13 protein-coding genes and 1 riboswitch are annotated in these 14,555 nt (G+C 41.3%); of the genes, 7 read left to right on the top strand and 6 right to left on the bottom strand.

The features are described from left to right. The first annotated feature begins 447 nt into the window (after window positions 1–447). The 7 genes from J2S78_RS02185 to J2S78_RS02215 all read left to right on the top strand — a co-directional run bounded on the left by J2S78_RS02185 (window position 448) and on the right by J2S78_RS02215 (window position 8,298). The gene (locus J2S78_RS02185; RefSeq protein WP_306895800.1) at window positions 448–1,512 is read left to right on the top strand and encodes a GGDEF domain-containing protein; all 1,065 of its coding nucleotides are present in this window, start codon (window positions 448–450) and stop codon (window positions 1,510–1,512) included. A 15-nt stretch (window positions 1,513–1,527) separates the two neighbouring features. After that, entirely contained in the window at window positions 1,528–2,529 is a 1,002-nt protein-coding gene (locus J2S78_RS02190; protein ID WP_306895802.1) for a 2-hydroxyacid dehydrogenase, read from the top strand. A gap of 3 nt (window positions 2,530–2,532) precedes the next feature. Continuing rightward, window positions 2,533–3,408 (top strand): SMP-30/gluconolactonase/LRE family protein, encoded by an 876-nt coding sequence (locus J2S78_RS02195; protein ID WP_306895804.1) that lies wholly within the window; start codon window positions 2,533–2,535, stop codon window positions 3,406–3,408. A gap of 97 nt (window positions 3,409–3,505) precedes the next feature. Then, window positions 3,506–3,859 (top strand): hypothetical protein, encoded by a 354-nt coding sequence (locus J2S78_RS02200; RefSeq protein ID WP_306895806.1) that lies wholly within the window; start codon window positions 3,506–3,508, stop codon window positions 3,857–3,859. Between the two features lie 249 nt (window positions 3,860–4,108). Then, complete coding sequence (locus J2S78_RS02205) at window positions 4,109–5,059, top strand: AEC family transporter (RefSeq protein WP_306895808.1); 951 nt, start codon at window positions 4,109–4,111, stop codon at window positions 5,057–5,059. Between the two features lie 139 nt (window positions 5,060–5,198). Continuing rightward, entirely contained in the window at window positions 5,199–5,642 is a 444-nt protein-coding gene (locus J2S78_RS02210) for a MarR family winged helix-turn-helix transcriptional regulator (RefSeq protein ID WP_125553739.1), read from the top strand. 19 nt (window positions 5,643–5,661) lie between these two features. After that, window positions 5,662–8,298: an MMPL family transporter gene (locus J2S78_RS02215; protein ID WP_306895814.1), complete on the top strand. Its 2,637-nt coding sequence runs from the start codon at window positions 5,662–5,664 to the stop codon at window positions 8,296–8,298. Window positions 8,299–8,415: 117 nt separating this feature from the next. Here the strand turns inward: J2S78_RS02215 and J2S78_RS02220 are convergent, their stop codons facing one another. The 6 genes from J2S78_RS02220 to J2S78_RS02245 all read right to left on the bottom strand — a co-directional run bounded on the left by J2S78_RS02220 (window position 8,416) and on the right by J2S78_RS02245 (window position 14,541). After that, window positions 8,416–9,183, bottom strand: coding sequence for an energy-coupling factor transporter transmembrane component T family protein (locus J2S78_RS02220; protein WP_306895816.1), 768 nt, complete (start codon window positions 9,181–9,183; stop codon window positions 8,416–8,418). Further along, window positions 9,177–10,856, bottom strand: coding sequence for an ABC transporter ATP-binding protein (locus J2S78_RS02225; RefSeq protein ID WP_306895818.1), 1,680 nt, complete (start codon window positions 10,854–10,856; stop codon window positions 9,177–9,179). Before J2S78_RS02225 ends, J2S78_RS02220 begins: the two co-directional genes overlap by 7 nt. Then, a complete protein-coding gene (locus J2S78_RS02230; protein WP_306895820.1) occupies window positions 10,856–11,452 on the bottom strand; it encodes an ECF transporter S component in 597 nt (198 codons plus the stop codon). The genes J2S78_RS02225 and J2S78_RS02230 overlap by 1 nt, the downstream gene beginning before the upstream one ends. Beyond that, the gene (tenA, locus tag J2S78_RS02235) at window positions 11,449–12,147 is read right to left on the bottom strand and encodes a thiaminase II (protein ID WP_306895822.1); all 699 of its coding nucleotides are present in this window, start codon (window positions 12,145–12,147) and stop codon (window positions 11,449–11,451) included. The genes J2S78_RS02230 and tenA overlap by 4 nt, the downstream gene beginning before the upstream one ends. Before the next feature lie 118 nt (window positions 12,148–12,265). Continuing rightward, a riboswitch (TPP riboswitch) is annotated at window positions 12,266–12,371 on the bottom strand. Between the two features lie 139 nt (window positions 12,372–12,510). Then, on the bottom strand, window positions 12,511–14,022 hold the full coding sequence (locus J2S78_RS02240) for a tripartite tricarboxylate transporter permease (protein ID WP_306895824.1): 1,512 nt from the start codon (window positions 14,020–14,022) through the stop codon (window positions 12,511–12,513). 12 nt (window positions 14,023–14,034) lie between these two features. Beyond that, the gene (locus tag J2S78_RS02245; protein ID WP_306895826.1) at window positions 14,035–14,541 is read right to left on the bottom strand and encodes a tripartite tricarboxylate transporter TctB family protein; all 507 of its coding nucleotides are present in this window, start codon (window positions 14,539–14,541) and stop codon (window positions 14,035–14,037) included. Between the last annotated feature and the right edge of the window lie 14 nt (window positions 14,542–14,555).

The following is a 14,555-nucleotide window of genomic DNA, read 5'->3' on the forward strand; positions in this document are numbered from 1 at the left end:
AGTGGAAGACGGCTGACTCCACAAAGGACGGAATCTATGGTTACCAGATTCCGTTTTCTTAGGACAAATGAATGTTGAGAATATCCGAAAATGTCCGTAATGAGATTTTAAAAGGTAGATGAAGAACGTTGTGTCCCGAATACGACCAATCTAGGACAAAACGTAACGAAAATCGGAATGATATGTCTTGATTCCTTATCTTTCGTGACATTTCAGGGGAAGAACTGTCTCGAAAAGGGAAGCATCGGACCGACAACAGTGCGGCATTGCTTCAGGACGTGGTGACTTCCACTACCCAGGGCGCTTGCGCTTTTCTTATGTTATTCTGTTTTCCCCGTAAAAAGGATATTTTCCAAAGCTGAAATATTTACAGGTGTAAAGATGTGTATTATCATTCCTACATGATTCAATGTCAACATGATAATAGTCAATGAAGTAGGGATATAGATGGTTAATAGCTTTATTGTAAACTTTAGTCTTTTATTTACGTTTTCGGTGGTCATTACATATGTTTTGAATATATCTATTTTGCACCAGCAGTCCTTGTATAAAACACGCCGGGTTCTGTTAGGAATCATGGTGGGAGCAACTTGTATATTACTGATGATAAACGCTTATGAACTCTCGGAACAATTTCTGATTTCCTTTTTTCATATTCCTCTCACTTATGTTGCTCTATATTATTCGCCCTGGGTGAGCCTGCCTGCTGCAATGGTTGCAGCTGCTGGGAGGCTTCTTTTTTATAGTCCTTATATGAGCTCTCTTGTCGGAACTCTCGATATACTTGTCATGGTTACTTTGATAATAGGTGCATCCATTATGATTCGAAAGACATTTGCTTCTTTTATGACAGTGACGACGATTTATACTCTTCAAAATGTCGTTATTATTTATTTCCTGTTAGACGGGGGATGGGTGTGGAGTGAAGGGATTTTTTATAGTATTGCTTCTCTCGCAACAGCATTTCTGTTTCATTATATGGTGCACTTAGTTCAACAATATCATCTAATGAATAAATTATATGAAGAACGGGCTCGTATCGATGGATTGACAGGAGTTTATAACCGACGTGAACTGGATCAACACTTGGAATACTTAGCGTTTAAACGTCATCCGTTCACATTAATGTTGATTGATATCGATAATTTTAAAACATTTAATGATGAAAAAGGTCATCAAACCGGGGATGAAATACTTGTGGAAGCGGCCGGTCGAATGAAAGAATCTATCCGGGAACAAGGTTCGGTTTACCGATATGGTGGAGAAGAATTTGTTGTTATTTTAGAAAATGACAATCGGTTGTCTGTGCCGTTGTTGGCAGAATCGATACGACAACGGATTAAAGACGATTATATTGTAACTACGACGAGTGAGAAGCTTAATATTACAGCTTCTATTGGAGTGGCGAGTTGCTATGATTACGAACAATCCCCTAAAGAGATACTGAAAATGGCGGATGAAGCAATGTATAAAGCGAAAACGTCCGGAAAAAATAGGGCGGTTTATGCCTAACAACCCGTCTGATCTATGGTAAAATTTAAGAACAGTATGGAGGAAGGGGAATCCGCTATTTCTATTATACTATCTTATGTAGAGCCTCCAAACGATGTATTAGACTTAATGAAAGAACATAGTGAAGTTTGGATGGCTCGTCCAAAAAAACAAAAAGATATGTTTTACCGTTACTTAAAAGAGGCAGATGGTTTATATGGAGCGGGTTTAAAAGTAGATGAAGAATTACTGCGTCACGCTCCTCATTTGAAAATTATCAGTAATGTGTCGGTGGGATATGATAACCTTGATATGGAAGCGATAACAAAGCGCGGTATAATAGCTACTCATACACCGACTGTACTAATTGATACGATGGCAGATACGATGATAGGTCTAATGATTGCTACTGCCAGACGAATGCCAGAGTTGAATAGATTAGTGAAAGAAGGACAATGGAACAAACCTATGACTCCAGCCTTTTTTGGTACAAACGTTCATCATAAAACGCTGGGTATCATTGGAATGGGGCGAATCGGCGAAGAAATCGCCCGCCGAGCTAGTGTCGCTTTTCACATGGATGTTGTGTACTACAATCGTACACGAAAGCCTGAAGCAGAGGCTGTAACAGGAGCATCTTTTGTTGAAGAAATCGACGAATTGCTGGAAACATCTGATTTCGTCATGGTAATGACACCTTTAACAGAATCAACGTACCACATGATAGATGCCGGAGCGTTTCGTAAAATGAAACAGTCTGCTGTTTTCCTGAATGGCGGACGTGGTGCTGTAGTGGTGGAAGATGATTTAATAGAAGCCTTGCGTCAGGGAGATATTGCTGCAGCAGGACTTGACGTGTTTGAAAAAGAACCAGTAGATTCAAAAAATCCGCTATTGTCTATGGATAATGTCGTAACGCTGCCTCATATAGGAACTGCTACCCATGAAACTAGACACGCTATGTATATGGACGCGGCGAAACAATGTATAAATGGAGTTCTTGGGAAAAAACCGGAACATATTATTCAGGGAGGCTGAACAATGAGCAAAGAAGCATCTTTAGTCGTTGATGAAAAAGCGTTATTGGGAGAAGGGCCGAGCTGGGACGATCGAAAAAATGTTCTATACTGGGTAGATATTATGGGAGAAAACATCCATTGTTATCACCCCGAAAGTCAAAAAAATCAAACCATAGCAGTAGGACAGCACCCGGGAGCTGTCGTCGTGCACCAATCCAACGAATTAATCGCTGCTATGCAACACGGTTTTTACTTTGTTGACTTTGAGCAGGGAACATGGAAGGCTATTGTCGATCCGGAAGAAAATATACCAAACAATCGCTTTAATGATGGCAAGTGTGATCCAGCCGGACGTTTCTGGGCTGGAACTATGGCTTATGATAAACAAAGAGATCAAGCGTTCCTCTATTGTCTGGAAAGTGATTATACGCTCTCAATGAAGCTTGATAACATCGGGATTTCTAATGGATTAGCTTGGGACCTCGACAAAAACACGATGTATTATATTGATACACCTACCCGTCAAGTGAGTGCTTTTGATTACGATTTAACAAGTGGCGCTATTTCGAACCGACGCACGATCATTACGTTTTCTGAAGATGCGGGAAGTCCTGACGGAATGACGATAGATAGTGAAGGTATGATTTGGATTGCGCACTATCGAGGCTGGAAAGTCAGTCGTTGGAACCCTGATAACGGGGAATGTATAGATGAAATTAAAGTTCCGGCAAGTCAAGTCACCTCTTGCGTATTTGGCGGTGCGGATTTGAAAACATTATATATCACAACAGCTCGAAATAATTTAAGTGTTGAGGCTTTACAAAGAGAACCTCATGCTGGTGGCTTGTTTGCGATTGATCTCGATATAAAGGGAACCCCGTCAGATCGATTTGGCTGAGATTGGAAATAATCTTTTTGTTTTGCTACCGAGAATATCGTCGAACTTCGGATAAGCTATGTTATAATGAAAGAAAATATAGTCGGAGGTAAAAAGCATGGAAAAACAGTTAAATGCTATTTTTGACTCCTTAGAAGCATTAAAACAAGGCCAAGACCGATTTGAAATGAAATTGGATCGCTTTGAAACAAAGCTAACACAGTTAGATGAACGTCAAGAGCGCTTTGAAACGAAATTTGATCAAATAGATGAAAAGTTGGACCATTTTGCTTCGGAAACAAGAAGTCATTTCAAGCGTATAGAGAAAAAATTGGATGACCATAGAGAAACATTTAATGTGGTAGCCGATAAATTAAAAAATACTCATATTGATATGGAGTATTTAAGTGGAAAAATGGGTCAGCACGATACAAAAATAAATGCATTAGAAAAACAGCTTCAGTCCCTGTGACTGGGGCTTTTTATTTTAAGTGGAGGCGGGTTAAGATATTTCGCTCTCTTTTTTCAGTAGAAATGTTCTCGAAGATATGTGGAGGACATTCTTGACTTTAATCATCTGGAAAAAACTTTCCCTTTAGTCCTTCCCGCTATCACTCCCATCGTACGTATTATCCACTAAAATTGTAACCAAGGTTCAACATAAGACAGTAAATTTTGTTAAATTATGTTGTGAATAGAGAGAGAATGGGGGATGAAGCCGATGCAGACAATAATTGATGTTATTATTCCAATATTTTCTATTATATTATGTGGCTTAATAGCTGGGAAATTTGAGCTAATTCGAGAGTCAGGGGTAAAAGCTTTAAATTTTTATGTGTATTATTTTGCTCTACCTGCATTACTGTTTTTCTCTTTGGCAGGGGCGACAAAACAGGAAATCACGTCTATTTCGTTTATTATGGTCAATGTTTTGAGTCTCATACTTTGTTTTGTTTTAGCAATCATCGTGTTTCTTGTTTTGTTTAAAAAATCGTTCTCCGAAGGTTTGATTTACGCAATGGCATCATCTTATGGAAACACTGGTTTTCTGGGGATTCCACTAGTTATTGCAGCTTTTGGGCAAGAGGCAGCTGTACCTGCAGCTATTATAAATTTCACATATGATTTAATTCTTATCACTATTGTAGTCGTGTCGTTTGAACTCAATCGTCTTTTCAAAAAAAACGAAAAAGCATCGTTAGTGAAGCCGGTTATGGAAGCAGTTCTTTTGAATCCAATTAATGCGTCCTTGCTTGCTGGATGTAGCGTTGCTGTTTTGCAGATTCCGGTTCCAACAGCTATAAATGTCTTCACCGATACATTAGGAGCGGCAGCAGGACCAACAGCGTTATTTGCGTTAGGTTTAGGTTTGTCTTGGAGTAATACGGGGCATCAAAACGGAATAAGCGGCATAAAAGAATATACGACGTTTATGAGTATCAAACTAGCTATTCAACCAATTATTACTTGGTGGCTTGTCACGTTTGTTTTTGAATTAAATGATTTGTGGGCAATGACTGCCATGCTTCTATCCGCATTACCGACGGGGGCCATTGTAAATGTGATGGCAGATAAATATCATACGCTGGTCGATCGAGTTCCTAAAATGATTGTTCTTTCTACTATTATTTCTGTTTTTACATTATCGATATTTATTGTCTTTATAACTTGAATCCATTAAGTGCTCATTTTTACTACCGGAAAAATGAATGACGAAATTCATTCACTAAAGTTTTTTAAAAAGTTTATTTGATTTGACAAATAACTAGTTTAGGAGTTAAACTGTTTTATGGTTTAGGGGGTAAACTTTTATGAGAGATGAGAAGTTGGAAGAAGCCATTCGTTTATTTACGGATGTGATGGTTGTTGGACAGAATGAAGTGTTTAGAAAAGTAGAGGATGAGCTTCATAAAGAATTTTCGATGGAGCAGATTAAGATGCTTAATTTACTAGAACGTCACGGTCCGCTCACTTCCAAGCAATTGACGGAATTTCAGGGAGGGCATAAGAGTGCGACCTCCAGTCGTTTAAAAAAATTAGTAGACAAAGAATATGTAGAGGTGACGCCTGATGCAGAAGATAGGCGTGTAAAGTACATCGCTCTCACTGATAAAGGGGGAGCGGCTTACCGCGAAGCGAACCATCAAGTAAATGAATACTTAAGCTCTGTTTTGGAAGGAATTAAGGACGAAGAAGTCGATCAATTCATCTTTATTTTTCAAAAAGTAAAAGATTTATTGAGACAACAACAGTAGAAAATGGGGGAGAGAAACCATGCGTACGATATTGCGTTTTCGTTGGGCGATTGCAGTTGTGTTGCTAGCAGTAACGGTCGGGTTGTTTATGTGGTCGCCGGACTTGTCGGAGCTTGCTGAGGAGGAAGAAAGTTTCCAACTGCCCGAGGAAATGACTTCACAGCAAGCGAGCAAGATTATGGAAGATGCGGGAGAAGGGACGGAAACGATCAGTCTTGTTTTTGAACTGGATGATCCGCTAACAGATTCAACGGAACAGGGCATTACGGATTTTATAGAAAACGTAGAGTCATCTGATGATATGACTGCTGTTCAAGATGTCACGTCCCCATTTGAGAGAGAAGAAATAAGGGACCAACTCGTGTCAGAAGAGGAAGACGTTGTTCTGGTGCCAGTGTCTATCGATGGTTCCGCAGATGATGCGGTAGAAGTCGGAGAAAAAATGGAAACATTAACTGCACCGGATGGGATGAAACGCTACGTGACCGGCGACGCGATGATAACTGCTGACGTTGACGAAACCACCCAAGAGGGGCTCGAACGGACAGAAGGTATTACGGTCGTCCTCATATTCGCCTTATTGCTTGTTGTATTCCGGGCGATTGTAACACCGTTTGTACCATTGATTTCTGTTGCAGTTACTTATTTACTCAGTCAATCAATTATCGCTTTATTAGCAGAATGGTTTGGGTTTCCTATTTCGACCTACACGCAAATTTTCCTTGTTGCTGTGCTGTTTGGCATTGGAACCGATTATTGCATTTTGCTGTTGAGCCGTTACAAAGAAGAGTTATCGGAGGGCCATGAATTAAAAGATGCAATTATAAACACGTATAAGACAGCAGGAAAAACGTTATTTTACAGCGGTCTGGCAGTATTTATTGGCTTTTCCGCCATCGGATTTGCCGATTTTGCGATTTTTCAGTCTGCCGTTGGGGTGGCTGTCGGTATTTTCGTACTATTGATTGTATTGTATACACTTGTCCCGTTTTTCATGGCAACATTAAAGGAAAAACTGTTTTGGCCGTCCAAAAAAAGTTCCTCTCATCGTGATAATAAATTGTGGGGAGCAATGGGGCGATTGTCTGTGTATCGGCCGATTCTTTCGATTGTCATTGTAGCTATCATTACGCTACCTTTCATATTAACGTACGATAATGATGTGTCGTATAACAATACGGATGAAATTAGTGCCGGGGCTAAATCAGTGGAAGGGCTTCGTGTGATTGAAGATGCTTTTGGCATGGGAGATGCACTCCCCCTTGAAATCGTGATGGATTCAGACGATGACATGATAACGAAAGAAAAAATAGCTGCCGTTGAATCGTTATCGGAACAACTCGAACGTTCGAGCGATGTGGAAGAAGTACGGAGCATTACACGTCCGACTGGCTCTGTCATTGATGAAATGTATGTGGATACACAAATGGAAGACGTGTCCACAGGAATTGCAGACGCAAGAGAGGGATTGACTGACGTCCAAGACGGATTAACAGAAGTTCAAAATGGCTTACAAGATATGAGTAGCCAAGTTCAAGGTTCAGGAGGCGGCGGTTCTTTAAATGAAGCAATAACTGGCGTAGAAGACATTAACAGCCAAGTTGCGGGAATATCCCAGCAGTTGCAGCAATCAGGAGACATCCAAACCGCGGTCCAGCAACTTGCTGGGGTACAGCAAGGATTGAATGAGGTACAATCAGGCTTAGAACAAGGAAATCAACAAATAAATGCCCAGCAATCGCAAGTTAGTGGTCTATCAGGAAACTTAGATGAACTAGCGAACGGTATTCAAGAGGCAATGGATGGATTAACGGAGATTGAAGAAGGACTTCAAGATGCGGAAGAATTTACAGAATCCGTATCTGCGGCTTCTTATACACGTGGAACGGGCGTGTTTATAGCAGATGAGTTGCTGGAGGAAGACGATTTTCAAGATGGTATCGATCAATATGCCTTTGACGATGAGACGGGGATGACGATTGAGGTCAGCTTAACCGAAGATCCATATTCAATTGAAGCTACGGAGGCGACCGAGCGGATTGAGCAAATGGTTGATCAAGAAGTTGAGGGCACGTCTCTAGAAGATGATACGATAACGTATAGTGGAGTTCCTGGGACAAACAATGATTTGAAAGAAATTTCGTCCGATGATTTTATAAACAGTATCATTATTATTTTAATCGGTCTGTTTGTCATTCTCGTGATTTTGTTACGGTCATTGTTCCAACCTCTATTTATTTTAGGAGGTCTGCTGTTGACCTATTTCACATCTATGGGAGTGGCTGAACTTATTTTCGTGCAAGGCTTTGGTTATCCGGGAATAATGTGGCCGGTGCCGTTCTTCGCGTTTGTTATGTTAGTAGCGCTCGGTGTGGATTACTCGATTTTCTTGTTTGATCGGTATCGGGAAGAATCGAAACTCGGTGTCAGAGAAGGCTTGATGAAATCGATGGTTAAAATGGGAAGTGTCATTATAACCGCAGCTATTATATTGTCCGGTACATTCGGCGCTATGATTCCATCCGGAGTACTCACGCTAATGCAGGTTGGAACGGTTGTCGTGACAGGCCTTATGCTGTTTGGCCTTGTCATTTTACCATTATTCATTCCAGCTATTGTGAGCATGAATGAGTCGGATTCCACAAATCGAGAATAAATGGTGTTGTCCCGAAAATCGTAAAAAAGGGCGCAAAAACACCGAGCACAGGCTTGAAAACCAGATAAAGTGTTCGGAAAGCAGAAAAGGATGGCAAGTAAAATCGCCATCCTTTTTTTAGATGAACCATTCCATTCGCACATAGAACAGGACGACCAACAAAGCAACAAACATTCCTGCAAATACAGCGTCCGAGCGGTTCCATTGGATACGCTGGTAAAAGGTACGGCTGCGTTTACCGTCAAATCCTTTCGATTCCATCGCAATCGCGGTGCGCTCTGCTTTGCGTATCGCCCCTGCCATCAACGGAATAAAATAACGTTTAAACTGTTTCAGCTTACGCTTTTCCCCAAGGCCGCGAATACGGTGGGCAGTGCGGATTTGTTGCAGTTCTTGCTGAAACGCAGGCAAAAAGCGGTAGGCTGCCATCATGCCATAACCGAAACGAGGAGGAAGCTTACACTGCTGCACCAAGCTCAGCATAAAACGTGTCGGTTCAGTTGTCAGTACAAATAATAGTGACCAACTTGCGAAAACAAGAGCACGCATGCCAAGAGAAACCCCGGTGAACACATTTTCTAGTGCAACCGGCATGCTAGCAATGGTGAACAGTATCGTTTCTCCGCGCTCATCTGGAAATACAACTTGAATCCATATAAAACTGAAACCAAATAGCAGAAAAGGAAGCAGAAGCAGAGACAGAAATCGAATCGAAACCCCACCTAATCCTACAATCATTGCCAATGTTACTCCGAACAACAAAAGCGGAGTCCAAGGATCAAAAATCGGGATCATGACGGCAATAATAACTAGCACAGACCCGAGCTTTAAAGCGGGGTTAACTTTTTGCAGAAAGCAATTCTTTTTTTGAAAAGCATCTAACATAGTATTTCCTGCCTTAGAAATGTCTCACGCCAACGTTTCAATTCTCTTGATACAGGTACTTGTACGGATGCTTGATGCAATAATTCTTTTTTTTCGAAAAAAGTATCGACGGCACCGTCATACTTTATTGCGCCTTCATCCACCAGCAATACCTTTTCAGCATATTGTTCGATGAGTTCCATGTCGTGAGTAATCATGAGTATGGTTTTTCCGTTTCGATGTAAGTTCTGCAAGATATTCATTAAGGCGGAGGTGTTCGCTTCATCCTGCCCGAATGTCGGTTCATCGAGAATAAGAAGGTCCTGTTTGCTCGTTAACATTGTAGCCACGGACAAACGACGTTTTTGTCCCTGACTGAGAGAAAATGGGTTTTCGCGACGTTTATCTGTTAAGTGGAACATTGCCAGCATGTCTTCTACATCTTTTTGCCACTCTTTTTGTGCTACTCCTGCTATCCGCCATCCGTATGTCAGTTCATCTTCTACGGTATCGCATATGAATTGATGTTCTGGATTCTGAAAAACAAAACCGGTTTGTTTCATGATGTCATCCGTTCGCATGTTTTCAGAAGGTGTCCCGTTTCGGATAATGGATCCTGTAGTGGGGACGTGAATACCAGCCAAAAGCTTTGCCAATGTGCTTTTACCAGCACCGTTAGCTCCTGCTAGAGCGACAAATTCACCAGCATACAGGTTAAATTGAATGTTAGTTAATGCTTGGTGATCTCGGTAGGAAAAAGAAACATTTTTCACTTCCATAAGAGGCTTTTCGTCCCTGATTTGATATTTTTCAGCGGTAGTGCTGTCTATGTCTGATTTCTCCATACCGATTCTTGTACATTCTGTTTCCCATTCTTCCAAACTGAGTGGTAGTTGAGACCAGTTCATTTTTCCTTCAGCTTCTAGTTTTAAAGCTTCCCGGCAAATCGTTGGAATCCATACTCCTTCTTCTTCGAGTGCAGAAAAAGAATGCCGAAACACTTCACGGGGAGAACCTTCTGTGATAACCCCGCCGTTTTTACTCAAAACAATGACGCGGTCTATGTCAGGGAGAAGGTTTCCAATATTGTGTTCGATAAAAAGGAGGGTCTTATTTTTGTTTTCAGCAATATCCATCCACAATTGCAAAATGTCTTCGGTGCTTTGTGGGTCCAAGTTGGCAGTTGGTTCATCAAGCACCATCGTTTCTGGATCAATTGCAAGTAGGCAGGCAATCGCTGTTTTTTGTTTTAGCCCTCCAGAAAGGTTATTTATAGAATCATGACGACGTTTGGTCAAGCCTGTCATAGCAAGACTATTTTCCAATCGAGTCTCGATTTCGTCTACAGAAATGCCAATGTTTTCAAGGCCGAAAATAATTTCTTCTTCAACAGTGACCATACAAAATTGGGTGTCTGGATCTTGAAAAAGAATGCCTACATGCTGGCATGCGTCCGTTATCGACCAAGATTCTGGAGCCATGCCTTTAACCGCAACCGATCCTGTTTTTTCGGCATCTATCGTTCTTGGGATTAACCCCTGCAGGGCAAGGGCCAGCGTACTTTTGCCAGACCCGCTTGCCCCGAGCAGTAAGATTTTTTCGCCTTGATTTATTTCTAAGCTAACAGGTGGGAGGGACGGATTGTTTTGCATTGGGTAACGCACAGATACATCGGTGGTTTGGATGTCTATCATTATGCGGAATCCTCCGTTCTTTTCTGATACTCCGCCTTGCCAAGAGCAAAATTATGGAGTACACCGGTGCGGACGAGGGAGTGTGTAAGATAATGACTTCCCCATCCCCCTAAAATAATACCGCTTAACAGCATCACGCCAAGCATCGCCCAAATGACGACGGAAGAATACTGACTGTATCCATACATGGCATACATTGTGAGAAAACTGGCAAACGTGCCGGCCATACCAGCAAGCATTAAAACGGGAAGTTTATAACTGCGGTATCGAAATACCGCAAAAATAATTTCTGCACCAAGACCTTGGGTGAACCCAAGAATGAGGACGGACCCTGCATTCACAGAGCCGACCATCACTTCTGTACCGGCTGCAATTAATTCAGCAATCAGTGCTACCCCCGGTTTTTGAATAATCAGCGCACAAACAATCGGCGCCATAATCCATGATCCTGCCAATATACCCCCGCCGACGGGGCCCAATACTCCAGTAATAACTTGATTTAAAAACACCCAGAGTAAATAAAGGACGCCAAACACGGCAGAAATAAACGCCATCACTACGATCTCTCTTAAGTTTAAAGTACGGGAGGTTATCATTTGGAAGAATGCTCCGGTTGTTTTTGATCAACAAATGGCCAGTCCGCCGCTTTATACGCCATGTCAAAAAACATATATTCAAGTTGACACCCATCGATAAAATGATCCTGCCACCGTTTTTTATCTTCTTCTGACGCCGTTTCAGCAAGCTGATCGAGTTTATTCAAATAGTCAGTCATTCGTGGTTCTTCTTGATTGCCGTAAAAAGAAATCCAATCATAAAACGGATGTGATTCGTCTGGTGAAAATTCTTCAACGAGGCGTTGCCCAACATAAAGATAAATCCACGGGCAAGGAAGCGTCACAGCAATAATGTCTCCTAAGTTCCCTTCATACGCCGTGTGCAGCATATGTTTAGCGTAGTGTTGAGCAACAGGAGCAAGTGGGTACCCTTGTAACTCTTCATAGCCAACCCCGGCCTGGTCGCATAAATTATGGTGAGGGTGAATCTCGCTGTTTAACACGAAACCGATACTTTTATTAAACATTTCCATATCTTCACGGGTTTTGGACTTCGCAAGACCAATCCCTTTTGCTTGAATCATCGCGTTTAAATACTCGTAATCTTGTTTTACGTAATGAATCAGCTGTTCTTCCTCTAGTTTTCCATTTCCCAGTCCTTGGATAAACGGATGATCGTAACAAGCTTTGAAGATGTCGTCTGCCTGCTTTCGCAGCATTTCAGAAAATTTCATATAAAATCCTCCCTATGTTATGTTTTACATAAAAAAGAGCCACTCCGGAAATGGAGCGGCTCTGTCATAGGAATATGTTGGATGTGAAGGAGTGGTGCTACCTCTCCTACCATGAACAGACAAACCGACTCCACTTCCCTTCGCTGGTACTAACCAGATCAGGTTCAAAGGGACCAAGGAATTTCTTCCTTATCTCAGCTAAAAAAGCGCCCCTAGTGGACTAATTTATGTAATTGTCTGTAAGTGTATCATCCATTTTATAACTAGTCAAAATAGTTTTACAAAAAAAGATTAATAAAACGCGGAACATTATGAAAGAGCCCTTTTTTATTTTCGAAAAAAAGGGCTCTAATAATCTGTTAGTCATTGTTTTTTCACTTTTTTAGTGATGTTGTTTTTTAGATGTTGGTAAGTTTTTGTCTGAGAGAAAAGCGTGAAAACAAACGCTAACGTTAAAATAAGGCTGATTGGAGAGTTAATGAAACCAGCAAGAAATACACCAGGATCATTTGCTGTCATATAGGCACGTCTGAAGGACGTATCAATTAATGGTCCTAGAATCATTCCGAGTACTAGAGGTGCCACAGAGAAATGGTGTACTTTCATAAAGAAACCGACAATACCAAAGCCGAGCATCCAATAAACATCTGTCATACTGTTATTAAGCGCATATGCCCCGATGACGGTAATCACTGCAATAATTGGCAGTAAGATTTGTTTCGGGATAGTAACGACACGCATGAAAATCGTTACAACGAGCAAACCGAATATTAACAAGAATACATTAGCAAGAACCGAAGAACCAACCATCATCCAAAATAAATCACCGCTTTGTTCCATAAGCATGGGTCCTGGCTGCAATCCGTGAATAAATAATGCACCGATGAAAATTGCCGTAACGGCATCCCCCGGTATGCCTAGTGTCAGCAAGGGAATAAGAGCTCCCCCAATGGCAGAGTTATTACCGGCTTCTGGAGCGATAACCCCCTCATAAGCTCCTTCACCAAATGGTCTATCAGGCTTTTTTGTCGTTCTTTTGGCATGATCATAAGCTATTAACGATGCGATTTCTCCTCCGGCACCAGGGAGTGCCCCTATTAATACACCCATAATAGATACACGAAGAGAAAGAGGAAGAAATTTGAAAATAAATCGTAATGGCGGAATGGCCATTTTTTTCAGACTGGTTCTTTCTCCTTTTTCATTAAGCGATTTCAATTGATACAAAATTTCAGACATTCCAAAAAGACCTAAAATAGCGGTAATAAAATCAATACCATTCATTAATTGCAAGGAGCCAAATGTAAAACGACTGCCGCCGCCAATGGAATCCATGCCTACAAGGCCTAATATAATACCAGCACCAGCTGCGAAAATCCCCTTTGCCATAGAGCCTTGACTCAGACTTCCTATTAATAATAATCCAAGCATCGCTAGTAAAAAGTAATCCCTTTGTGTAAATTCAATTGCAAAGCTTGCGACAATGGGAGCCGCGGTTGCAAGGACGGCAACACCTATAATTCCTCCAACAAAGGAGAAAATAGTAGTTAACGTTAAAGCTAGGCCGGCTTCACCTTTTTGCGAAAGGGGAAACCCATCAAAGGAAGTAGCCACAGATGATGGGGACCCAGGCATGTTTACTAAAATAGCAGCACGTGAGCCTCCGAAAACCCCGCCATAATAGACACCTAACATTAATGCAAGAGCAGGGAGCATTTCCCAAGAGTAAGTCAAGGAAAGTAAGAGAGCAACCGCCATAGTTACGGATAAACCAGGGATAGCCCCAATAAATATGCCGGCAAGCGTCCCTGCAGCTACAAGAAATAGCAAGTTTAGGTCTGTAAATGGAATGAGCAGTTGTTGAAGGATGTCCATGATGAATTCTCCTTATGGAAACACAATATTAAATAGTTCCGAAAATAAGAAATAAATGACGATGATGGTGAGTATAGATATGGTTATGTTTAACACAAGAGAAATCCCTCTTAGATAAAACATGCTGGTAATCAGAAATAAGAAAGCGGCTGGAAAAAAAGAGATTACAGGAAGCAAGAGAACAAAGACAATAACCATACCGAAGTAAAGCAGAATTAATGTATAATCTTTTTTCGTGAAGGCATTGGACGTTTTCGTTGTCTCGCTGTTCGTATTAAGATCATCTGCATCGTCACCTTCAGCAGAATTGTTTTGGGAAGAAGAGCGCCAGGATAGGCGCTCTTGAAATATTGTAAAAACCCCGGCTGCAAACATACATATACTTATGAGAGCGGGGAAAAAACTTCCGCTAGAAGGATCGATAATAGTCTGATCCTCCATCATTATTGCTTGAATTAAGATAAGAAGGCTGAAGGCAGTCATCAAAATACCTGATTTTGACGATTTCCATATATTCATAGCTTAAAAACCTC

The organism is Salibacterium salarium (genome assembly GCF_030813635.1).
GTDB classification, from domain to species: domain Bacteria; phylum Bacillota; class Bacilli; order Bacillales; family Marinococcaceae; genus Salibacterium; species Salibacterium salarium.